Below are 23,305 nucleotides of genomic sequence, written 5' to 3'. Positions count from 1 at the left end.
TAGAATTATCCTTAACTCTAAATTCCCCCTTTGGGGCTAGGGAGCTATAGCCCTCTTCATCCTTGATTTCATTTTTCCTTTATAATAGCTTTCTAACTCCCCTATCAAATCATACATATCCTTTGCTAAAAAGTTATTGACTACATTGGTAATCAAGTTTCCGGGATTGTATTGGTTGGGTACTTTAATACCTTCTTTTGCTATTTTATTAGCAATAGCAAAAGCCGTACGGCGTTTATCACGTAACATACTCGGAGGCAATCCTTTTTTGTTTTCTAACCAACGCATAATACTAGGTATTGAAGGTCGTTTTCCAGCACTTCTTCCGCCGTCTATTACCTTACCGTAAATAGCCTGTTTAATCATAAATCCGGTCTCAGAAAGTTCTGGCACCAAACTATTTCCATAATCTCCCGTAGCAATAATATTATTGGCCACATACACCTCTTTAATGTAGGCTATGAGTCGTTCTGCATATTTGGTAAACAAAGGTTGTAAGTTACTATCCATAATATTCAGCCGTTATATGTACCTCTACACAATCTACATTGGCATCTAAATAATTTTCTCGCCAACCTTCAATACTGTAATTGGTAAGCACCAAGTTTTCACACATGGTAAACTCTTCTTTCTCTATACTCTTTGCCAATAACTTTAGTGGCTGAATGTATGCCTCGTACTTATAATCGAAATCAGGATCGGTCATGGCGCTTTTAACCGCCAGCAAAAACACTGCCGAGTAAGTTTCCTTTTCCGTCCCAAAGGTTCCGTAAGCGGTTGCCTCTTTTTCTGAAAACAATAGCATGTGCACCACTTTTTCTGCAAAAGGCTTATTGGCATCATCGGCTACATCCAGTAAATTTTGCCAATGTTCATCGCCCATCTGAAAGCTCATGCCACGGGCACTAGCTATTTCTTTTAGCTTTTCTACTAACATAATCCAAGTACTTTTTATGTATGTCTTGTTTAACTTTTTCCATATACAGTTTCCTAAAGACAATTGCATATGGTTTTAGAAGTATTGCATCGTATTTTAATATATCGCCTCCGGCAAGCGTGTCTAAATTGTTGGCGTAGCCAAACTGTCCCAGTTCTTCTACTCCGGCATTTTTTTCATCGAGTGTAGGCTCGCCTCCCAAGCAATTTTGCTCAATGGTAGCCATTTCCACTAACTGATCGGTAATCCACTGGTAGCAAGCAAAAGCGTTAAACAGTTCCAGTTTCAGAAACTCCTTTTCAGAAATGCCATATACTAATTGAAACACCTCTTCTAATTGCATTTCCTGTACCGCCTCGCGTAATAGCACAACGGTTTCATAGGATACTTGCCAAAAATCTTGTTGTAATGGGAGTATCTTTTTTCGTCCACGTCGTAACTCAGGGTTGCTCTTGAGTCCAGTACTAATAATACTGTCTACAAAGGTTTTAACATCTTGCGGCAACAGGGCATACTCCCCCATTTTAGGAATATGGGTAAAAACAGTATCCACCGTAAACACCCGCTTACGTTGTAACTTTTTTAAAATGCCTTGGTATAAGGACATGTTTTAAACGTATTGAAAAATGAAACCCTGTTAGTTGGTTTCTTGGAAATATTGGGAGCTACCTTTAGGTAACTTTAAGAAATATTTAAAGTGAGGATATTTTGTAATTATACTGATAACCATAATACCAATTCAAAATTATGAATCATTCATCATCCTACTTCGTAAAATTCCCCATTGGGGGTTAGGGGGCTACACCGCCCTACTCCGTCCCCATTGGCGTTTGGGTTTAAAGCGGATAATTACCTTATCGGCAGCATAGAGAGTGGCATCCATTCCGTGGTCGTCAAACTCAACCGGACTATCTTCATAACCGTTTTCTCCTCTGTTTTTCCATACATAATTGTCTTTTTCCTTTATTAACTCTACCGAACTACGGGTTACCCAAATAGTTTCGGCAGAAAGCAATAGAATTCGATCATTTTTATTACGCTTATCGACCGACTCAATGGCGAGTCCTGCTTTTTTTAAAGTGGCTATTAACTCGGGTCTGGCCCCATCTGCTTTTATAGGAATAGTTCGTTTTAGATGTAAACTGAGTACCTCCTGTTTTAAAATATCCGAATCTAATTTCTCTTTCCACAGTCGTTGGTTTACAATGTACCCCTCGTTCCATTTGTACAGCTCTACCAATACCGTAGGATCATTATACCCAAAATCGAGTCCGTAACTAAGGAGTTCCGCTTCTGGAGGTAAGCCGTCTATCACCCGCCATTGGTAAATTTGCCCTTCCAGAATTCCCGTTTCACCTAGTCCGTACACCCTCCATTTATTAGCCCAATACGCCGACCGAATGTTACTCTTTACATCGTACTCCTCCAAATTGGGTTGTACAAATCCTTTTACCTTATACCCTAAAATATTAGCGCGCTCCTGCGGGTCAATTGCCTCGTTATCCATAAAGGTAAGTTGCAAATATTCAGCATCTTCATAAGGCAATACTTCTTTATGCACCCAAAACTCACGGTCGGGGTTAAAATCTATAAATATAAGTTTTGCCCTTGAGGCAATTTGCTGATACGCCTCAAACGTAATTCCTCGGTTCGCCTCATTAAAATAGACCATATCTCTACGGAATCCCTTACCAATATCCGACTCCTTTAGCCCCATAAATTCCAGGTAACTGCCGTTACTAAAACTATAGGTAGAAGCACTGCCGTTCCATTCCTGTTTAATCCAGTTACCGGTGGCTCGCATAATACCCATAAAATCACGTATTACAGTACGCTTCATTTTGGTTAATTCTGCCTGAAACACCGTTGCCGAAGTACCCGGCCGACTAATACACTGGTCAATAAGCTTTAGCAACACTGTAAAGGTTTTACTAGCCCCTTGTCCGCCCTGCAATACCCTAATACGGTGCGTCATGCCATCAATCTTCTTTGCTGCTGTGGTCTGTTGTATCTTCATCTAAAATAGGATCTACCGTGCCCCAAATAGGCATATATTGAACACTTTTACCATCGCTAGTAACATCTACCTTCTGCACATCGAGTCCGCTTAACCGCATAATCTCCTTTTCTATAGACAAAATGGCGCGTATACCATTGGGTGTACCTGCATACTCCTCTTTCATAGTGTACTTTAGCTGTTGCAGCTCGGCAATCTTCGCATTACGGCGGTTCTCTAGTTCAATTTCCTTATCGGTTTTCCAATTGCGGTAGGCTTGTCGTAAATACTCACGTGCCGTTGCCCTATTGATACACCACTGCTGCATGGCACGGTTGACCATTTCAAAATCGGGCATGCCTTCTATCATCCATTCTTGCAAGGTGTGTACCTGATCGGGATTGCCAGTAATCACTTCTTTTTTATTGTTATGCATTACAGGTGATGTGATTTTATTGCTAAGAAATATCGGTTTGTATGCTATCGCATATTCACTTCCGTCATTCTGAACTTGATTCAGAATCGCACTAGTAGCTCACGTACTACTTTTAGTATTTTAAATTAAATACGAAATATTTTTTCTCTATCCACTCTAAAAAGAGCTGAAACACTTCTTAATTGTGCTACAAAGATACCATTTTTTTTAAAATACGAAATATTTTTTCGTATTTTGTTTTTTATTCCATTATAACAAATACCATTTTGGAGAATTTTTATACATTTGAAGTATATAACTTAAACTTATTTCTATTTATAACATGGCAGAGTTTCTAACAACTATTGGCACATCTAATAATATTGAAAAGATTATAATCAATGCTCAAAAATTCCTAGTTCTGGTATCTCCTTATTTGCAAATTTCAAAAAACCTATACGAGCGTCTTTTGGATGCCGCAAATAGAAAGGTAGCTATAAAAATAATTTATGGTAAAAATGCACTAAAACCAGAAGAATGGGAATATATTAATAAGCTAAAAAACGTACAACTTTATTTTTATGAAAACTTACATGCTAAATGCTATTTTAACGAAAATGAAATGGTTATTACATCTATGAATATGTATGAGTTTTCAGAGCGAAACAATAGAGAAATGGGAATATATATAAATAGACTGAACGATAAGAAAATTTTTACCGACGCTCTTAACGAAACGCAATCTATAATTCAGAATGCGAAGCAAGAAACATCTAAAACCAAGAAAAAATCACTATTGAATAGGCTTTTCGAACCGGAACCAACTTATCAGCGAAAAACCAAAAGTAAAAATGGTTACTGCATAAGATGTGGAGACCAAATAAAACACGATGTTGAGCGTCCTTTCTGTTATGATTGTTATAGTACTTGGAGTATCTATGAAAATTTTAATTTCCCGGAAAGTATTTGTCATTCTTGTGGCGAATACTCAAATACATCAATGGAAAAACCAGAATGCTATTCTTGCTATACTAAATAATTAATACCTTAACTATCAACGCCAAGCATTGGCATTTACAACTCTTCCGGTAACCAAATTACCTGAAGTTACAGTAGCTAAAAAAACACACTTATAGAAAATCACTTACCTGATAAAACCAAAAAATATTTTAAAAAAGCTACTTTTCTTGTGCAACATGATACCTTGTTATATCTTTCGGATGATAACAAGGTCCTGTATAAATTATTTAAAATTCCATAACAACATCCCTATGAAAAAATGGTCTGCTTTTATAATGCTAACACTGGTTATTACCCTTACGGCTTGTACTTCTGAGTTAGAAAAAACGGTAGCCAAAGCCAATACCGAACTTGCCCAAAGCAGAACCAAATTTTTAGATAGTGTTACCATTACTGGAACTAATGAGATAAGTTACCACGCTACTATAGATGTGGTTAAAAAAGTAATTAACACCGAGGAGTTTTCAATAATGCTACAAAAAGAATTTGCTTCTCCGAAAACCGATAATAGCGACCTTAAAGATTTTAAAGCATTGGGTAATGTTACCGTAAACTATGTGTTTTATGACCGAAACGGAGAAATTATTACCACCATTACACTTACTCCCGATAAATATTAAGAACTTTTTTACCTACTTACGGTTTACCACAACAAACAGTTTTTTGTTACTACTACTTTAGCAAGTAGAAACAAAAAACTTTAATGAAAAAACTACTATCTCTTATCTTTTGTTGTATCGCTATGGGGGCTTTTGCTCAGTTTCCTGCTGATGACCTGTATTTGTTTGACAATGCCGTTGTAAAACCAAAGGCTATAGAACCTATGTTTCAAAAATATGCCTATGAAAATTTTTATTCTGAACTTATTGATGGTACCTATGAGGTGAATGTATTGAAGGAAGTTAAAGGCACTACTACTTCATCCTCTTATGATTTACTAGTTGGTAAACACTTTAGTGTAAAAGCTTACCATAAAATTGAAGGTACATATGGAGTACAATATACCCTGATACTAACTAATAATGAACTGGGTACAATGTATTATAATTATAAACCAGAATACGAAACGAGTTTTGAGTTGGAGTTTGTTGAGATTCCAAATCTACCAGCTGATTTCTATTGTAAATACATAAAAGAAGACACCGAACTATCTGATGATATTTGGTATCATGCAGAAATAAAAGGAGGAGTTCAGTTTGATAAGGTCCATACAGACGTCGGCAACATTTACTTTCTGTTTATGCGATTTGCTGAAGAAACATCTGCCCTAGGAAAAACTGGTTTTTCATTAACGCTTGACGATGGAACCGTTATTGAAAATCCGGATGTAAAAATAGAAGTAGAAGTAAGTGAATATGGAGAATACTTGCATACGATAACAGCCAGTCTAACTGAGGAAGAAATGAAGCAAATTTGTGAACATCCTATTATTAAAAGGGGGGTGGCTACTTTTAAAAGAGATTTTAAAGAAGGTAAAATTATTAGTGAAATTTTAAAATGTCTTATGACTAAATAATATACTAACAACTCAAACGGACAAACCGGTTATTATGAGACCAACCTATACCAACAAATTTTATAATTGGTTACTGCTAGCATGCACATTTATAATGTCAGCTATAGGTATACAGCAGCTTATGGCTCCGTTTGAGTTTTTTAGTGCTTACTTAAATTATTTGGCGCTTACGGCATCTGCATTATTCGCTCTTATTACCATGCTTATACCCGGACTAAATGGTGAGCGATATAGTAGAATATTTATTGTAATCACGTTTATAGTTACGCCATTAGTATTACTATACAAGTACTTTACCACACTGGTATTTTTTAATGTGAATTTAAGTAATTATGTACTTACCCCGTTGTTTTATATATGCCTAACAACCGGAGTTATACTCCTTGCAGGCGCTATTAAATTTTCGCGCTTTCACATCTACTATCATACTGATGACGGAGCAGTGTTGTTAAAACTTCTGGGAAGCTTTTTAATTATTCGCCTGATAACTCAGCTTATTGAAATAGCCTATTTTAAAACCATATTACCCATACCCATTTGGGCAATAATCATAAAATTACTTTCTGCTGGAAGCATGATTTACTTAGGGTACCTTATGCGTAAATTAGAATTTGGTTTACTTTGGATAATCGTAGGTTTTATCATATTTTTCATGTATGGAATCGTATAATATATACTTTGTGAAAATTACATTTATAATCGAGTTTGGTCTCGGAATACCTAATCTCGATTATCGAGTAAAAAATTACTAGTTTTGAAAAAACAGCACTTTATATCGTCGTTACTTATTGTTTTGGGTATTATTGCAGCCTACTTTTTAGTTACGCAATTGCATTTTTTAAGTATCTATACCATATCTTCTTCTAGTAGTGCACCTAACTTGCTACCGGGTGAAATTGTTTTTTCGAGCAATTTAAAAGAACCGGAACGCTACGATTTTGTGGTTTTTAAGTTGCCCGATTCTACATCTAATATGGTACAACGTGTATGTGGTATGCCGGGAGATACCATCGAAATTTTCCAAAGTAATTTATATGTAGGCGAGTATTCACCAGACGATAAAGACTTTAAAGTGAAACACTTCTACATTATTCATAAAAACTTACTGTATAGTATTTCGGATATGGAATATCGCCAAGGGCACCCCATAGGTAACGATTCGGTATTTATAGGCCTTACCGCAAAAGAAAACAAAATTGTAGGGGAACCAGAAATAGCGATACCAGATGTACCTAATCCAATCATGAAAAATAAATATGGTAAACCATGGGGACTGGTTAATTTTGGTCCGTATATAGTACCTGAAAATTCAGTTTTTGTATTAGGAGATAACCGTGAAAATTCACGCGACTCCCGTTACTTTGGTTGCGTTGCAAAAAATGATATCGTAGGTACTATACTATTTAAGTAGCTAACAACCGTCTTACTTGCTTACCCAACTTAACTTCTACGAGGTTTTGTGACGATTATTAAATACTGTATAGCATAGAAATCCTACTAAGGAAATAATTTGCAGTAACACTCCAAAAGTTATTACCGATGTAGCCTCCTGATAATGATTGTATTTTATTAATATACCATTTATAAGTGCAAAAAATCCGGCTACAAATAGTCCTAATAGCAGTTTGTAAATTGTATTCATAAACATTCCCCTTCAGATATTTAGGTCTACCTGATATTTTAATTAGCTGGTTTTCAATAACTTCCGCAACAGTAAGTCATTAACCTTAAATTACGCATAATTATCGACTTAAAAAAGCACTCTTATACCAAAATATAAATTGTAACATTTTGCAACAAAAAAGGAGCTTCATTAAGAAGCTCCTTCTGTAAAATATTCACAACCTATTAATATTTAACACGTTGCCCCACATACTTGTGTTGAAAAAGTACCTACGTGCACCATTACGCTTGCACAATCTCCGATACCTGAAAGATTTGCGCTGTAATAACTGGCAGCATAAGAACCAATACAGCCTTCCATTTCTTCTGAACCACCTAAATTACTACAACCACCTATAAATTCATAACCGCCAGGGCAGCTCCACATATAATCTTCATAAGGTGCGGTTCTTTGCTGATAATCACCAGTAGTATCATCAAGCTTAATGGAAGCAATTATCTTCTTAGTGTTTGCATTTGCTTGAGTAATTTCTGTAATAACTGCCTTTCCATTTGAAATGCTAATGTTTATAAAAATATCAGACACCTTTTCATTTTCCTTAATAACATCCTTAGAATCCATTATAAGGGTAACCAAAGAAGAATTCATTTTTTTTGATATATCGGAAGCATCTTCGTAGTCGAATAATAAAAGTTCCTTAAAAGCTCGAACATTACTAAAATCAATAGTAATATTCTTTAAGTCTATTGAGCTTTGTTCTCTCGCCGCCACCTCTTCTTCAGAAGTACACGAGAACCCCATGATAAGTACAATTAACACCAAACTTTTGATTACGATTTTTTTCATTATTTTAATTTGTTTAACTGGTTAATGATTTATTTAAATATAACGCTATTGCGTAACAATATTAAAAAAAAACAATTAACATACAAATAATTTATATTTTTCTTACAATTTTTGGATATTTGTAGTATCAACATATCTTCTTTTAAACCGTAGCACTCCTTATTCATGCGCAAAACTATGGAGATAGACACCGATGCACCACCACTAAAAGAATTAGATTTAAGTAACTATATTTATGAAGAGAAAAAAACGAGCAGAAGCTATTTAGTAACCAATACTTTTTTACTTTTGGATGTACCAACTAAATTCTGTACACCATGATTATTGATGAAACGCAAACCCGACGTAACAACCTTATTAATATACTAGTGTTTGTTGTTTTTTTCTCTCTTACCTATTTGGGGTTTAAGTATTTTAAAGAAACTGAAAAGTCTGAGTTGGAACTCATGGCCGAAGAATATAGTAAAGAACTGCCTATGACGGTAAATAAAACCACCCGACTAGACAGTGTAGCGGTTCACGAGAATGCTATATTTTACAGTTATACACTGGTTAATCTGAACAAAGACGATTTTCAAATTGATTTCATTCAGAATGATTTAAAAAGTAAAATGATTGCCGACCTACAAAACAACTCGGAAACCCAAAAATTTAGAGACAACGGGGTGGTTTTCAATTACAACTATTACGATAAAAACGGAGTGTTAGGCACCACTGTAGAAATACGTCCTGAAGATGTACCATTTGTAGTAAATAATTAAACCAAGCTGGTATGTTATTTAACTCTATAGATTTTGCGCTGTTTTTTCCTATTGTATTTGCCTTATACTGGGGCATTACCAACCATCATTTAAAATTGCAAAATTACCTGATAGTAGTTGCCAGTTACTTTTTTTATGGTTGGTGGAATCCGTATTTTCTATTGCTTATTATAGCCAGTACCCTTACCGATTACGGTATTGGTTTGGCATTAAATACTACCAATGAAACCCAAAAAAGAAAACTATTGCTATGGGTAAGTATTCTTATAAATTTAGGGCTGCTGGGCTTTTTTAAGTATTTCAACTTTTTTATAGACAATGTAAATACAGCCTTTACATTCTTAGGGGTGCCTATACATATTAGTTCTTTACACATTATTTTACCGGTAGGTATTAGCTTTTACACCTTTCAAACACTTAGTTATACGATAGATGTATATCGCAAAAAAATAGAACCCACTAAAGACATTGTTGCGTTTGCCGCCTTTGTAAGTTTCTTTCCGCAATTGGTAGCAGGCCCTATTGAACGTGCAAGTCATTTATTGCCTCAGTTTTTTAAACCCCGAAAGTTTATTTATAAAAATGCTACAGATGGGTTACGACAAATTTTATGGGGACTGTTTAAAAAAATGGTGATTGCCGATAACTGTGCCTTTTTTGCCAACCAAATATTTGGTAACTACGAACACCTCAACGGAAGTTCATTAGTATTTGGGGCTTTCTTTTTCACCTTTCAAATTTATGGAGATTTCTCGGGGTATTCAGACATTGCCATTGGTACTGCCCGCCTATTAGGTTTTGACCTGAAACAGAACTTTGCCTACCCTTACTTCTCTCGCAACATAGCCGAGTTTTGGCGTAGGTGGCATATATCGCTCACCACATGGTTCAGAGATTATGTATACATTCCGCTAGGGGGTAGTTACGGTAATAAATGGCAAACAGTTAGAAATACGTTTATTATATTTTTAGTGAGTGGCTTTTGGCATGGCGCCAACTGGACTTTTATTTTATGGGGCTTTTTACATGCCGTATGCTTTTTACCATTATTGCTTACCAATACCAACAGAAAATATTTAACTACAGTAGCAGAAAACAGCAAGTTACCTAATGCTACAGAACTGTTACAAATGTTAGGAACATTTATATTAGTAGCGCTTTTTTGGATTGTATTTAGAGCCGAAAATATAACCGACCTCTTTGCGTATTACAGTCGCATGCTGTCGCCTTCACTAATATCGGTACCCGATTTTGATATGCGCACCAATGCCGTTTATCTTTTAGGAGGTATTGCTTTTTTAATTTTTGTGGAATGGAATGGCAGGCGTGCCTTACACCCATTGCAACACATAGGAGTGCAATGGAACAAACCGCTACGCTATGCATTTTACTATACAATTATTATAGCCATCTGCTGGTTTAGCGGAGCACAACAACAGTTTATCTATTTTGATTTTTAGGTATGAAATACTTTCTAAAAAAACTATTTCTTTTTCTGTTACCATTTCTATGCATTGTTATAGGAGTGCTTATGGCAGATCCGTTTAAAATATTCGGATTTCAGGAATACTATGCTACTGGGCATATTGGGTTAAACCGTGGAATGATTACCACTAAATCCTATAATCACTATAAAGACAGTCTTCACTTTAATTCTTATATTTTTGGCAGCTCTCGTTCGCAGGCATTTAAATGTAAGGATTGGAAACCGTATTTAAATGCAAATGCTGTTCCGTTTCACTTTGATGCGTCGGGCGAAAACTTACGTGGTATTGCCCAAAAAATTGCCTATATAGATGAACAAAAAGATAGTCTTACCAATGTATTACTAGTGATAGATCGGTACACACTTTCTGATACGCAACCCAAAAAAGGACATATGTTTATAGGAATGCCATGTGTTACAAAGGCATCGGAAACCGAATATTACGGAACCTTTTTAAAGGCAGCACTTACCCCCGATTTTCTGGTAGCATATGCCGATTATAGTTTGTTTGGAGTACACCGACCCTATATGGAACATTTGGTACAAGCTTATACCTACAGACATACAGTAAACCACATAAATTGCGACATTTGGTACAACGCCGATAAAGAAATAGCTGCTGACTCCCTTGAATACTATACCCAGAAAATTAATGATGGAACTTTCTACCAACGTACCGGAAATCCCGATTTTGAATGCCCTGTTACCCAAACAGAAATAGCACTATTAGAAGCTATAAAAGTAACCTTCACAAAACATAAAACCCATTACAAAATTGTTATTTCACCTACCTACGATCAAATTCCGTTAGAAGAAAATCAGGTAGCTTTACTTCATAAACTATTTGGAAAAGAAAATGTACTTAATTTCTCAGGAGTAAACTATCTTACAAAAGCAATCACCAATTATTACGAAAGTAGCCATTACCGACCTACAGTTGCGAAAGAAATATTAGATAGCATTTATTAAGTTATCAGATTTCAGAAATTCATTATAGATAAATATTTACAAAAGTGATAAAAATAGATACATTTGTAATACCTCTAAATTATTTTGATACTATGCTGAATTTTGATTTTATAAAGCTCAAGGCTTTTAAAAAGTGCTTCCCATGTAACCCTCTGGAAGTGATACTTATGCGTTCGGCTAAAAATTTTGAAGCTCGACTAAAATTTTACAAATTTCTATTAAAGGAAGAGTTGTATACCGTAATTGATGAAGAACAATCTAAAGTAGCCGATCCATTTTCTAGCATCTTAAAACTTAAAAACGGTAAATTACCCGTCTTTACGTCAAAAGAACGTATTTACGATAGTGATATTCTAAAAGAAACGGTTTCCTATATACGTATAAAAGGTCGAGATTTATTTACTAAAACACAAGGTGCTACATTTGAGTTGAACCCTTTTTCTGATTACGGAAAAGAATTAACTCCAAAAGAAATTAGCCAATTACTAGATGGTAGCATTTTTGACAACCTAAAAGCAAATTCAAATATTGTTTCTATACAAAATGACGATAGTTTAGTGTTGTACGTACCCAAAAAGCAGCCACAAGAAATGCTAACTTCCCTACAGAATGTTGCTAAAGGATTTACTGAAATTAATACTGCCTATATTGGAGGTATACGGTTTGGTGAAGAAGAACAACCTCATTGGATTTTGGGTTTAGACTGTGAAAGCTGCATAGAAAGAGCATCAAAAAAACTGGAGCTTATAGCTATGTCTTACCTCACTAACCACGTGTTAGAAATAATGGATATTAACCAGAATGAAGGTATTAGAGACTATTTAATGGCTAATACAGTACCTTTTTATACAAAAGTATCTGAGTAATCTTTCAACTCACACTAACTTTCTCCAACTAACTTCCCCCTCTTTTTAATACGTAATGCTCTAAATGCTCCTTTTATAACTGTATGAAAGGGATTTAACTCAGACTGACCAGATTGTAATTGAAAACCAAAGAACACAAACTGTTAATGATATAACGGTAACTTTTAATCTTGAGGACACCATGCAAACCTCTGTTTCTGCTTCGGGGCATTCAATCTTGATTATTGAGTAAATATTTATGATGTCATAAACTGTACAACAAACCAACATCTACAACCTACAAGTACTGCAAAGCACTCAACTAAATATACCAATAAGCAGTCTGGCAACAGGTATATATGGTAGCGATAACCACTTCCGATTTTGTGATTACTCATAGATTAGTGAAAAAAAAATAGAAATCATTTAGTTTTTTTATCGTTGATTATTGGAAAAACCAGAGGTGGAAACCTTCAGTTTTTACTTGTGTAATTATCGTATATTATTTTGTATCTTGACGTTACGAATAACCATATATAAACAACACCCCATGAAAAAATTACTAACTACATTATTTTTAGCCTTGCTTTCAATGGGCTCCTATGCTCAGGAATTTGATTTTCCTAAAAGCATGGTTATGGAAACCGAAGGAGACTTTACTTCTTTTGAGTCTAAAGTTTTAGAGGCCATTGCCTGGAGAGCCAACACACCTGTTAATACCCAAGTAGAAAAACGTAAAAAGGTAAATGCGTTTTTATTACAATGGATGAGTGGCACACCTACGGTTAGCATTTTGGTAAACAGCAAAGTTGGAGCCCCTTTTATGGATGATCCGGAGTACTTAATGTCGTACATGGTCGGGTGGACAGAGTATAGTATTACCCATAACCACAGTAAAGATGATAAAGCCTGTGCCAAAGCAGCTGTACTACATGTAATAGATTTTTATGAAAAGAACAAAGACTTTCTAAACAAAAGAGGAAGTATTGAAAAACTCATAAAACTAAAGAAAAAAGACAAGTTAGATGAGCATATTGCAAAATCATTAGAGGGGTAATGAAACATATTATTGCGTTACTAATCATATTGCTTGCAAGCAGCTACGCTACTGCTCAAAATCCAAAAGAGGGAACTCCCATGTATACTTTAGATAGTTTAGCGCGCTCAGGTGACAAAACAGCCTTACCAAAAATAGCAGCCTATCTAAAAAAACATAAAAAAATAATGGCTAGATGGGCTGAACTAGATGCTTGGCCAATACAAATACCCTCCAGAAGAGTAGCTAACTATATATTGTATAAACGCACTAAATTTGAAGTATTTGCTTCAAAAAAATACCCGCGATTCAAATACAGGAAATTTTTAAAATACTACGAAAAAAACAAAGATAACATTGTTTTTAACAAAGAAGAAAAGGTGTTTATAGTAGTGCCTTAGAGGGCAGTATGTCACACAATTTGTAATAATGGTTTACATCTAACGGTTGAACTATGAAAACAATATATCTACCTTACATTAGCCTGTTACTTATAACCTTCAAGGTTATAAGTAAATAGGTATGCACAACAAAAATGGAAAAACGTTAAAAACACTGACTATCAAAATGATATTTGCAGATATTTGATAGAAAACAAATATTCAACATATTAATTATCAGTACTAAAAATATTTTTTTTGTTAAAATCTGTAACAATTGCACCATAACAACGATTAATAAGCTGTAGTTTAGACTACACCTCATCATCATCATGAAACGAACACTATTACTATACCTCGGGGTATGTCTGTGCTTTTTAAGCACAGGCTGTTCCGAAATTTTGGAAGACTGCATTTTTTGGCCAGCAAAACCCAATATTAAAACGAATAATATACCAAGCGGTTACTTTAACACCTACTACTACGCAGAAATAGAAGCCGAAATAGAAAATGACCCCGATGACCTACAGTATCATTACGACTTTGATTGGGATGGTACAATACCAGCAGGACTCTCGTATTGGGTGCATAATAATAAATTCTTTTTAGAGGGATATCCTTCACAAACGGGTCGGTTTAGTTTCACGGTTTATGTTTATGTAGAACCTCCGTATGAAGGCAATTACGACGAATGGGACGATGATAATATCTGCCTAAATAATGATACTGCCTCTAAGTCGTTTCAGATAGAAATTTATTAAGCTACTGGTACTACACGTTTTTACAATTTTAAGTATCTTAGTATGCTCTCAAGGGTATTCATACAATGTCAAATAACAATAACAGAGCCTTACTTACTGAAAGGCACAGCTTTATAAATGATACTATTTTTAGGACTAAAATTAGTATACATACGGTAAAACGTTTATGGCACAATACCGTAAAAAGTATTCCGCGTTTTACAAAAGCGTACACCTTAAGCAATGCTCATATGCTTTCCTTTTCTGAAAGCAACTTATGGAACCCCAATGACAATAAAGACAACTGGATACTAACCGCCGGAAAAATAGAAAACCTACGTATTGCCGTTAAAAAAATAAATGGTATTGAGGTTAAAGCCAATGAAGTATTTAGTTTCTGGAAACATATTGGTAATCCCAATTTTGGCAAAGGCTATGTAGTGGGGCGCGAAATTAGAGAAGGTTGCATTGTACCTACCATTGCAGGAGGTTTATGTCAGCTCTCTAATGCGTTATACGATGCAGCCCTTAAGGCTAATTTTGAGATTGTAGAACGCCACCGCCATACCAAAGTGGTACAAGGTTCGTTAGCAGAACAAGACCGTGATGCTACAGTAAAATGGAATTATATAGATCTTAGATTTAGATATACCGCCGATTTTAGAATTGAAGCAACACTAAGCAACGATAAGCTAATCATTACGTTTAAAAGTAATAAAAAAAATAGCGGAGAAGCTATTCCTCGAATAGCTTCTAGAAATTTTGTGCAGCTAAACGATTGTTTCTCGTGTGGTAATACAGCGTGTTTTAAACACCCAAACCGTAGTGGTGTAAAACAAGAAAGCGGACTTACCGCTTATGTACTTGACGATTGTTGGAAAGAGTTTAATAACTACCTAAAAGAAAACGGCTCTAACACCGATTATTGCCTACTACCACTACCTAATAACCGATGGGTAAAAACCAACCGATACTGCTGGAGCACTCCCAATCCTAAACGTACCAAAGCGTTAACTATTGCTGGTATTAACCGTGCTGTAAAAACCCGAAAAGGAAACCGTAAAGGGCTAAATCCGTTTGAACTTAGCCTAGAGCAAGATCAAAAAATAGCTACGGCAGCGGCCAAAAAAATACCCTTAGAGGTTACCCATGTAGTAGTACAACAAAACCTGTTACCTTTTTTATATGCCAGTGGTGCTTTGGGTGGCAGAACCTTTGATGTATTTATGACCCGATTGCCATTACAGTACTTACAAGAGCAATTAGATAAAGCATTCGCATTGCATCCTGATAGCACAACACTGAAAGATTTCAGAGCTCCCGAAACCTTAATAGCTATAGAGAACAAAGCGCTTACACAAGCCCGTACCATTATTACTCCACATACTGGTATTGCAGCCTTATTTACTCATAAAACAAAACTCATTCCGTGGGTTAATCCAGAAGATAGTAACCTGCAACCTACAGGCAATCAAATATTATTACCAGCATCGGGAGTAGGTAGAAAAGGAGCTTACGAGGTAAAGCAACTGGCTAAAGAGTTAAACATACCTATAACAGTTACAGGGAAAGCCAGTGAGAACAATGATTTTTGGGAAACGGTAGAAATTACTAAATTCGATGGTGATTTCACCAAAATTGCACTGGTAGTATATCCTGCTTTTATTGAGCATCAACCCAGACAATTATTAAAAGCACTAGCCTATAATATACCTGTGGTAGCTACTCCTGTTTGTGGTTTACCGCCAAACCCTAATCTACATATTATTCCGGTGGGCAACTATCATGCATTTAAAAATAAGGTAGTTGAGATTTTAGAACATACGCCTGTTGAGACTATATAAATCAAACTTGTTTAAAAGTATATGTATACACAATTATCTAACTAGTATAACGTTATCAAGTAAACCAATTAGAGGCACGCCTACGAAGCATTTAGTAAGCATTGCACTTTTATAAAAACCTAGAATGTAGAATGCACAATTAACAGAATGTTAAAAAAATAGAATTCTTATATTTTTTTAACGTACTTCGTAACAGCTCCCCCACTATTACAACTAATAACCAAAACAATTGTTATATGAAACGCACTATATGGCTAAAAATAATCTTAGGGCTTTTATTGGTAATTGCCAATGTAAGCTGTGACCAAATTACCAAAAAGCACGTTAGAAAAAATATAAATACTCACGAGTATATAGAAGTACTAAATACTAATTTTGTACTTACCAAAATAGAAAATACAGGTGCTGCACTAAGCTTTGGTCAGCATTTTAGTCCTACTATAAAACTGATTATTTTTCAACTAGTGCCCCTCATTGTATTACTAGGATTGTTCTATTATGCTATACATAAAACAGATACCAATTTAAAGTTTGTTGCCCTTACTTTTATTATAGGTGGTGGCATTGGTAATATTATAGACCGAGTATTGTATAGCTCTGTTACCGACTTTATGTATATAGAAATAGGATCGCTACATACAGGTATTTTTAATATGGCCGATGTATCGGTTACCTTAGGAGGTATTACTTTACTATTGCAATGGTTTATTTCTTCTAGAAAAAATCTAGCAGCATCCTAATTCATAAAAATTACCATAGTTACACGCAACCATTAAAACATTTCTGCATCTACAAACTAGAATACATATAATGAAGAAATTTACTATTCTATTACTACTTTCTAGTTTGTTTGTTGCATGTTCTCAAAAGGAAGATAACAACAACATTTTATTAAGCAGTCTGGTTGGTAACTACAGCTGGGCTGTTACTTCTGGTGGAATAGCCAACATACATCAAACTCCTGAAAACACGGGCAACACGGCATCGTTAGTAATTACAGGCACAACCTTTTCCGTTTTTGAGAATGGTCAACTTATTGCTGACTACACGTATCTTTTAGATGAAAAAAATTCTGAAATTTTTGGAGAACTCCGTGAATTTCTAATCCTTGAAAATGCCCATGAATACATTATTGAATTTAATGGTGACACCTTAGTACTTATAGACGACCATGCAGATTGTTTGTCGCACGGATACATAAAAGAATAATTCTGTATTTAGAAGCCTGTAACCAAACACATGTCGCTAAAACCAGCTATACACTTCAGAAAATAGTTGAAGTACTAAAAAAAGTAACACAAAAAGTTTACCCTTACCCAAAAAGAACATTGTGCAGTCTATTGCAACCAGTTCATACACCAAACCTACAATTTAAGAGCAGCCGAATTTTAGTAGTGATACCGCCAAATAAGAAAAGTTAGAAAACAAATTTATCTAGGTGTAAGCATAAAGTATTAGATGCTAAACAAGTAAACATTTCCTGTAGACTAACGACCATCTTTATAGAAGAAAAATAGTTTATTTGTTAAATATATGCTTATTATTTATCGTATGCCCATTTATTTTGTATATTCACCTAGCAAGACAATTTTCCCCAAATGATTAAAAAAAAAATCCGCGGGCAGAAACGACGTTGGAAAGACATAGACAATTGGGTGGAGTATAACCGCAAAATTGATATGGATTACCTTAATTCCGCTGGTCATACCTACGCTAAAATGTATCTATACCCGTGGTATAGTTTACAAATAGACCCTAGTATACCCAACCCAAAAGGTATTACTAAAGCTAAAATGCTAGAGGGCTTACTTACTATCTACAATAGTTGGAAAACCCAATTAGATTCACTTGTTAAACCTTACTACTTAAAAATATGGTTGTACGAGCCACGCTTTATATTATCTCAGGTGGTTTGTGCTATAGAGGATACCGTTACTTTTTACGATACCCCTTTTTACAAACCTGAAAACCAAAAACAACTAGCCACTCAAAATTTTGGTAGGTTTGCTAAAGAGTTAGATTCTTTTTCATGGACCTATTGTTTAGACGAAGAAATACTAACCGAGTATGATTTAGGCGAGTTCAACGATTGGGATATGACCCCGGCAGCATATGAACATCATAAGGCACGGTTTAATCGCTTGTTAAAAAAACCTCACCGTACAGGTACCATAGATATCACATTAAAAAAAACAATACAAACCTACTCTTTTAAAAAAGGGACTGTTTGGATAGGTAATAAGTCTTAATGCCATATTAGGTTTAGATCTCAACATAAATTGCTATCTTGTAATAGGTAAGCCAAAAAGTTACTTATGGAAAATATGGAGGTTCTTAGACTAAAACTAGAAAAACTCACCAATAGTAAGTTAATTGATGTGGTAAAAAACTACCGCCAGTATGGTTATGAAGAAATATTACGTGAAACGGCACTTACCATTTTAGAACAGCGCGGAATTACCCGCAATGATCTTCATTTAGCTGGTAATTTACAAAATAGTACCTACCAAAATGCAGATACCTTATACACCTCTTTTAAAATAAACTCTAAAGGAGCTTTTATAAGTTATATTTTAGCATTTGTTTGTAAGCTTACTGCCAGGTTTACCATGCCGTTTTCAGAACAGTTAACTACCATTTTTGTAATTGCTGCCATTGTTTTTACCATTACTTATTTACTATTTTTTATTAGGTCGTTTATGCAACAACGCCAATTTTATAAAGTACTAGGAAACAGCATTGGCCCCGAAGGTGCATTGCTTTATTTGGTTATTGGCATGCCATTTTATTTTTTTATGTATTTTTACTTCCGTAAACAGATGAAACAGAAAATAAAAGAAATTAGATAATCTGAACTCCTGTACTTTATTTATGAAAAAACTTATTGTTTTATGGGTAACAGCTTTAACGGTTTTGTCGTGCACCAGCACTTCTGAATACGAGCTACAGGTAGTTACAATTGCCAATGGTTATAGCCTTACTATACCTGAATTTCTTAATCCTATGCCTAGGCTTAACAGAGAGGCATCACTACAATATCAGAATGCATTTAAAGAGTTCTATGTAATTGTCATAGACGAATCTAAAATGCGCCTGAAAAACGAATTTGAACGTAATGGTATTATAGACAAATTACCCGATAATTTAGACGAATACACAAAGCTTTGTCTTCCTTCAGTACAACAATCACTTAAAAACTACAAAAAGCTTTCTACTATAGACACTACAATAAATGACATGCACGCTAAACTAATTTCGTTTACCGGAACCATTGAAAATATAGACATTTATTACACTATAGGATATTACGAAAGTAAAGACATCTATTACCAGACACTTGTTTGGACCACTGCCCAAAGAAAGGAAGAATACAAAGAGCAAATGAATGCTATTTTGTATACCCTTACAGAGGTTAATAAGTAATCATTGTATTACTCTTACTTTGCGTCTTAAACTTTTATAAACATTTTTAATGTTTTCACTTAACACATATATATTTCATTTTTAGTATATTGCAATCACGAGCTATAAACTTAACACCCAAATCTGTGAAAAAGCTTTATATTAGTATAAGCCTACTCATTAGTTTGTTTACCGTAAACGTTTGGGGGCAAAATGATACATTGTGTAAGCATATTACTGTTACCTATAGTGATAGTTTAGCAGCGTATACCTATAGTTCTCCTGAGATAAAAGGGCTTCATATTTCTGAACAAGTAGTTAATACAGGAGAAGAACCTTTGGTTAAAATACACCTTTCTATAACCAAAAAAGACTTGAAAAAAGAGGCTATTGGAGCTGCCTTAATATTAGAAGACCATAAATTTATTATAAGAGGAACTGAGGAAGTTACTTATTATAAAACAGATACAAATCAGTACACATATAACGCTACCATTACACTAACTCCCGAAGATATTATACTCTTACAAAAAAAAAGAATCATTACTATAATGATTAGCGGTTTTACAAATAGAATCTCTTCAGAGGAAAACGAGACACTTAAATCGTACCTTGCTTGTATTCTTAATAAGATTGAATAATTTTAGAAATTTAATGCCCAAAATATCGATGTTTTTTTAGATATCGAACGTTATGTAAACACCAAAAGCTGAACTTTCCTGAAATAGGTTGACTAAAAATTAAGCAATTAATTACAGTAACTTATGAAAACAAAAAATGAACACTGGCGAAAAAAAATAAAAAAGGATTTTTAGATTCAGTGGTTTCATTTTTGTTCGCCTTTTTGTTAATACACTTAGGCTTTTATAATGCTAAATTCTCAAACTCAATCATAAATTTTATAGGTATAAATATTTCAGATAATTTGAATATTATATGCATAATCAACGGATTATTTTGGTCTACATTAGGAATTATAATTATTTGGTTTAGAATAAAAAAACTACACACAACAATGTATAAAAATAATGCTTAAATTTAATCCTAAATCAAAAGGCTAGTGCGTATTTGGTCACTCTGATTTTCCTGCGGAAAATCCTCGGACACAAAACCGCACTATTCTTATACGAACCGTTGTGTGCAAGTCTTTAGGAGAAAAACACAGGTCTGTAAATTGGTTTCCCGAAGGCCTTTTCTGCCAAATTATGGCTTAGTAAACTTATTTTTTTTTGGCGCACGAAACACAAAAATTTTAGCTATTGTTTAGGTCTTTTTACCAAGGTCGTTCCCTAACGGATGAGCTACTTTGCGGGTATTTTTTTGGTCATTTTACTTCTCAATGTTCTTGGCACTAAATTTTTGTTTTCTACCAATAGTCTGTTCCTTTTAGCCTACTTTGTAAACTCCTATCAATACGATTTATTTTTTTAGATAGTTCTTCTTTGCTGTAGAAAAAATAAGTTTCCAGATTTCTGCTTTTGATAATAAGCTATAAACTCTGCTTGTATTTTAAAACCTGCACACAACAACATGTAAAAATCAATTGCGGTCTTGTTTCTTTTTACTAAATACGTAGGACTTTACTTTTCTTCAGTTCTTTTTACTAAATTAGTTCCCTAATACCGCAACTTTTATTACATGCGGTCCGTTGTGGGCCATTTGAAAAACTGAAATTATATGTTTATTCTGATATCGAAATACTAAAAAAATTGGAAATGTTGCTAAAATCTTTAATTTTTGCAGGAGCAATCCAAGGTTTATTCTTAATATTCTTGATTCGTGCAAAAAAGAAAAAAACCTATCCAGATTTTTTATTGATAGTTTGGCTTGCAATAGTATCTTTTCAATTGCTATTCTATTATGATAGTTTATCACCAATTGTCAGGGCTCCACATTTCCTACAGTTGCTTGGATATTCATTACCTTTATTAAGTTCACCTATTTTATTTTTATACATTTATTCCCTAGCATTTAATATTGAAACCCGATTTGGGAAATATGCAATTCACATTCTCCCTTATCTTGTATATAACATTGTAATTTTTTATTTTTTTATAAACAATCACAATTCTATTACAGTATCATATGGCTTTCTACATTTTAGCGAAGATGTTCCAAATGTCATACAATATTTTTCAGCAACGCTATTGGCTATAATATGTGGAAGCTACTCAATATTTAGTTTGTTTGTACTCATAAAATATCAAAAATCACTTCCTGATAATTTTTCATATACTGAAAAAATAAACCTCAATTGGCTAAAGTGGATTGTGATTTCATTATTGGTAGTTTTCGTGGTAGTATATATTGTAATTCGCTACGGTGTTAACTACGGTATGCTTAATTATCAAAACCTTTTTGCGGTAGTAGGTGGCATTCTTTCGATATATCTATTATTAATTGGATATTTTGGATTGCGTCAAACTACAATCTTTACTTCATATCCATCATCTTCAATCTCCAAAAGCACTCACCTTTTAAATAAAGAATCTTATAAGAATTCTGGTTTAGATAATGATGCTGCGAAACAAATCCTAAACAACTTATTGAAATATATGGAAAAGGAAAAACCATTTCTGGATGAAAATTTAAGCCTTTCAAAACTCTCCCAACTTTTAGATATTACACCCAACCAACTCTCTCAAGTTATCAATCAAAACACCAATTCAAATTTTTTTAATTTTATAAATAATTATAGAGTTGAACAGGTTAAGTCTAAATTAAAAAACCCATCCTATGCTCGGTATACAATTTTAGCAATTGCTTTTGAGTGTGGCTTCCGTTCTAAAGCTTCATTTAATAAAATTTTCAAACAACAAGTTGGTAAAACGCCTTCGCAGTATCAAAAGGATTAAATTTATTTAGCAAAATTGGTCTATCCCTACCTTTTGAGGCGATTCATTACCTTTTAACTCTTTAATTTGTGCTATAATTTTTGAAATCTAATACTTTAAAAATAAGCCTTATGATTTATAGTACTCAACATTTTACTTTCTGCATTTCTCTTTTCTGCATTTCTTTTCTAATGCCCTTATTAATATTTGCACAAAACAAGATGGAAATTGAAATCACAAAACTGAATAGTAATAAGGGTGTTGTTTTACTTGAATTATTGGATGAAAATAATCGAAGGGTAACTGGTGCTGAAGTGGAAATTGAAAACCATACTTGCGTAATAATATTTAAAGACATTAAAAGTGGTACATACGCAGTAAAATATTTTCATGACGAAAACTCGAACAATGTTTTGGATAACAATTGGATGGGAATACCAAAAGAAGGATTTGGGTTTTCTAATAATGCCTATGGTATGTTTGGTTCTAAAGATTTTAAATTTTGGTTATTCGATGTTTCAAGTGACATTAAGATTAAATTAACACCAAAATATTAATTTCAATAGGCTTCTTATTCTTTATTGCATAATTCAAATATTTTCATTCAAGTTATTGAAGGCTTAATTACCTTATTACATTGGATAAAAACTAAAA

Annotated in this window: 29 protein-coding genes; 22 read left to right on the top strand and 7 right to left on the bottom strand. The window is 34.3% G+C overall.

The window, feature by feature from the left end; genetic code table 11:
* Nucleotides 1-36 precede the first annotated feature (36 nt).
* From NBRC110019_RS10600 to NBRC110019_RS10580, 5 genes are all read right to left on the bottom strand, one after another.
* Nucleotides 37-510, bottom strand: coding sequence for a hypothetical protein (locus NBRC110019_RS10600; RefSeq protein ID WP_281754695.1), 474 nt, complete (start codon nucleotides 508-510; stop codon nucleotides 37-39).
* Nucleotides 503-937 (bottom strand): hypothetical protein, encoded by a 435-nt coding sequence (locus tag NBRC110019_RS10595; RefSeq protein ID WP_281754693.1) that lies wholly within the window; start codon nucleotides 935-937, stop codon nucleotides 503-505. The genes NBRC110019_RS10600 and NBRC110019_RS10595 overlap by 8 nt, the downstream gene beginning before the upstream one ends.
* Nucleotides 906-1,544 carry a hypothetical protein gene (locus tag NBRC110019_RS10590; protein WP_281754692.1) on the bottom strand — a complete coding sequence of 213 codons (639 nt, stop codon included), beginning with the start codon at nucleotides 1,542-1,544 and terminating at the stop codon, nucleotides 906-908. The genes NBRC110019_RS10595 and NBRC110019_RS10590 overlap by 32 nt, the downstream gene beginning before the upstream one ends.
* Before the next feature lie 192 nt (nucleotides 1,545-1,736).
* Nucleotides 1,737-2,954 (bottom strand): terminase large subunit domain-containing protein, encoded by a 1,218-nt coding sequence (locus NBRC110019_RS10585; RefSeq protein ID WP_281754690.1) that lies wholly within the window; start codon nucleotides 2,952-2,954, stop codon nucleotides 1,737-1,739.
* Nucleotides 2,917-3,315 carry a hypothetical protein gene (locus NBRC110019_RS10580; protein ID WP_281754687.1) on the bottom strand — a complete coding sequence of 133 codons (399 nt, stop codon included), beginning with the start codon at nucleotides 3,313-3,315 and terminating at the stop codon, nucleotides 2,917-2,919. Before NBRC110019_RS10580 ends, NBRC110019_RS10585 begins: the two co-directional genes overlap by 38 nt.
* 376 nt (nucleotides 3,316-3,691) lie before the next feature.
* On the opposite strand from NBRC110019_RS10580, the gene NBRC110019_RS10575 reads away from it, so the two are divergent.
* From NBRC110019_RS10575 to lepB, 5 genes are all read left to right on the top strand, one after another.
* On the top strand, nucleotides 3,692-4,387 hold the full coding sequence (locus NBRC110019_RS10575; protein WP_281754686.1) for a phospholipase D family protein: 696 nt from the start codon (nucleotides 3,692-3,694) through the stop codon (nucleotides 4,385-4,387).
* A gap of 232 nt (nucleotides 4,388-4,619) precedes the next feature.
* Nucleotides 4,620-4,988, top strand: a complete 369-nt coding sequence (locus tag NBRC110019_RS10570) for a hypothetical protein (protein ID WP_281754684.1) — start codon at nucleotides 4,620-4,622, stop codon at nucleotides 4,986-4,988.
* 83 nt (nucleotides 4,989-5,071) lie between these two features.
* Entirely contained in the window at nucleotides 5,072-5,884 is an 813-nt protein-coding gene (locus NBRC110019_RS10565) for a hypothetical protein (protein WP_281754681.1), read from the top strand.
* 34 nt (nucleotides 5,885-5,918) lie between these two features.
* The gene (locus NBRC110019_RS10560; protein ID WP_281754680.1) at nucleotides 5,919-6,554 is read left to right on the top strand and encodes a hypothetical protein; all 636 of its coding nucleotides are present in this window, start codon (nucleotides 5,919-5,921) and stop codon (nucleotides 6,552-6,554) included.
* Nucleotides 6,555-6,638: 84 nt separating this feature from the next.
* Nucleotides 6,639-7,295, top strand: coding sequence for a signal peptidase I (lepB, locus tag NBRC110019_RS10555; protein ID WP_281754678.1), 657 nt, complete (start codon nucleotides 6,639-6,641; stop codon nucleotides 7,293-7,295).
* A gap of 36 nt (nucleotides 7,296-7,331) precedes the next feature.
* On the opposite strand, the gene NBRC110019_RS10550 is transcribed toward lepB, so the two are convergent.
* A complete protein-coding gene (locus NBRC110019_RS10550; RefSeq protein WP_281754676.1) occupies nucleotides 7,332-7,526 on the bottom strand; it encodes a hypothetical protein in 195 nt (64 codons plus the stop codon).
* A 213-nt stretch (nucleotides 7,527-7,739) separates the two neighbouring features.
* Entirely contained in the window at nucleotides 7,740-8,354 is a 615-nt protein-coding gene (locus NBRC110019_RS10545) for a hypothetical protein (RefSeq protein WP_281754675.1), read from the bottom strand.
* A gap of 177 nt (nucleotides 8,355-8,531) precedes the next feature.
* Here NBRC110019_RS10545 and NBRC110019_RS10540 point away from each other — a divergent pair, with 177 nt between their 5' ends.
* From NBRC110019_RS10540 to NBRC110019_RS10460, 17 genes are all read left to right on the top strand, one after another.
* On the top strand, nucleotides 8,532-8,675 hold the full coding sequence (locus NBRC110019_RS10540) for a hypothetical protein (RefSeq protein WP_281754672.1): 144 nt from the start codon (nucleotides 8,532-8,534) through the stop codon (nucleotides 8,673-8,675).
* Complete coding sequence (locus NBRC110019_RS10535) at nucleotides 8,672-9,115, top strand: DUF8479 domain-containing protein (protein WP_281754670.1); 444 nt, start codon at nucleotides 8,672-8,674, stop codon at nucleotides 9,113-9,115. The genes NBRC110019_RS10540 and NBRC110019_RS10535 overlap by 4 nt, the downstream gene beginning before the upstream one ends.
* 11 nt (nucleotides 9,116-9,126) lie before the next feature.
* The gene (locus tag NBRC110019_RS10530) at nucleotides 9,127-10,575 is read left to right on the top strand and encodes an MBOAT family O-acyltransferase (protein WP_281754668.1); all 1,449 of its coding nucleotides are present in this window, start codon (nucleotides 9,127-9,129) and stop codon (nucleotides 10,573-10,575) included.
* Nucleotides 10,576-10,577: 2 nt separating this feature from the next.
* Nucleotides 10,578-11,570 (top strand): hypothetical protein, encoded by a 993-nt coding sequence (locus tag NBRC110019_RS10525; RefSeq protein WP_281754666.1) that lies wholly within the window; start codon nucleotides 10,578-10,580, stop codon nucleotides 11,568-11,570.
* Between the two features lie 92 nt (nucleotides 11,571-11,662).
* Nucleotides 11,663-12,436, top strand: coding sequence for an enhanced serine sensitivity protein SseB C-terminal domain-containing protein (locus NBRC110019_RS10520; protein ID WP_281754664.1), 774 nt, complete (start codon nucleotides 11,663-11,665; stop codon nucleotides 12,434-12,436).
* Between the two features lie 529 nt (nucleotides 12,437-12,965).
* Nucleotides 12,966-13,472 carry a hypothetical protein gene (locus tag NBRC110019_RS10515; RefSeq protein ID WP_281754662.1) on the top strand — a complete coding sequence of 169 codons (507 nt, stop codon included), beginning with the start codon at nucleotides 12,966-12,968 and terminating at the stop codon, nucleotides 13,470-13,472.
* Nucleotides 13,472-13,852 carry a hypothetical protein gene (locus NBRC110019_RS10510; RefSeq protein WP_281754660.1) on the top strand — a complete coding sequence of 127 codons (381 nt, stop codon included), beginning with the start codon at nucleotides 13,472-13,474 and terminating at the stop codon, nucleotides 13,850-13,852. Before NBRC110019_RS10515 ends, NBRC110019_RS10510 begins: the two co-directional genes overlap by 1 nt.
* A 311-nt stretch (nucleotides 13,853-14,163) precedes the next feature.
* Entirely contained in the window at nucleotides 14,164-14,592 is a 429-nt protein-coding gene (locus NBRC110019_RS10505; RefSeq protein ID WP_281754658.1) for a hypothetical protein, read from the top strand.
* Nucleotides 14,593-14,657: 65 nt separating this feature from the next.
* Complete coding sequence (locus NBRC110019_RS10500; protein ID WP_281754656.1) at nucleotides 14,658-16,415, top strand: VanW family protein; 1,758 nt, start codon at nucleotides 14,658-14,660, stop codon at nucleotides 16,413-16,415.
* A 236-nt stretch (nucleotides 16,416-16,651) separates the two neighbouring features.
* Nucleotides 16,652-17,155 carry a signal peptidase II gene (gene lspA / locus NBRC110019_RS10495; protein WP_281754655.1) on the top strand — a complete coding sequence of 168 codons (504 nt, stop codon included), beginning with the start codon at nucleotides 16,652-16,654 and terminating at the stop codon, nucleotides 17,153-17,155.
* A 70-nt stretch (nucleotides 17,156-17,225) separates the two neighbouring features.
* The gene (locus tag NBRC110019_RS10490) at nucleotides 17,226-17,624 is read left to right on the top strand and encodes a hypothetical protein (RefSeq protein WP_281754654.1); all 399 of its coding nucleotides are present in this window, start codon (nucleotides 17,226-17,228) and stop codon (nucleotides 17,622-17,624) included.
* Between the two features lie 389 nt (nucleotides 17,625-18,013).
* Entirely contained in the window at nucleotides 18,014-18,664 is a 651-nt protein-coding gene (locus NBRC110019_RS10485) for a hypothetical protein (RefSeq protein ID WP_281754652.1), read from the top strand.
* 66 nt (nucleotides 18,665-18,730) lie between these two features.
* The gene (locus NBRC110019_RS10480) at nucleotides 18,731-19,264 is read left to right on the top strand and encodes a hypothetical protein (RefSeq protein WP_281754651.1); all 534 of its coding nucleotides are present in this window, start codon (nucleotides 18,731-18,733) and stop codon (nucleotides 19,262-19,264) included.
* A 22-nt stretch (nucleotides 19,265-19,286) separates the two neighbouring features.
* A complete protein-coding gene (locus NBRC110019_RS10475) occupies nucleotides 19,287-19,838 on the top strand; it encodes a hypothetical protein (RefSeq protein ID WP_281754649.1) in 552 nt (183 codons plus the stop codon).
* A gap of 125 nt (nucleotides 19,839-19,963) precedes the next feature.
* Nucleotides 19,964-20,458, top strand: coding sequence for a hypothetical protein (locus NBRC110019_RS10470; protein WP_281754647.1), 495 nt, complete (start codon nucleotides 19,964-19,966; stop codon nucleotides 20,456-20,458).
* A 1,074-nt stretch (nucleotides 20,459-21,532) separates the two neighbouring features.
* The gene (locus tag NBRC110019_RS10465) at nucleotides 21,533-22,672 is read left to right on the top strand and encodes a helix-turn-helix domain-containing protein (protein ID WP_281754645.1); all 1,140 of its coding nucleotides are present in this window, start codon (nucleotides 21,533-21,535) and stop codon (nucleotides 22,670-22,672) included.
* Between the two features lie 200 nt (nucleotides 22,673-22,872).
* Nucleotides 22,873-23,208, top strand: a complete 336-nt coding sequence (locus NBRC110019_RS10460; RefSeq protein WP_281754643.1) for a DUF2141 domain-containing protein — start codon at nucleotides 22,873-22,875, stop codon at nucleotides 23,206-23,208.
* Nucleotides 23,209-23,305: the final 97 nt, after the last annotated feature.

This window comes from Neptunitalea chrysea (assembly GCF_027924145.1).
GTDB lineage: Bacteria > Bacteroidota > Bacteroidia > Flavobacteriales > Flavobacteriaceae > Neptunitalea > Neptunitalea chrysea.
The sequence above is the reverse complement of the archived record's forward strand: the minus strand, read 5'-3'. Positions and strand labels throughout refer to the sequence as shown.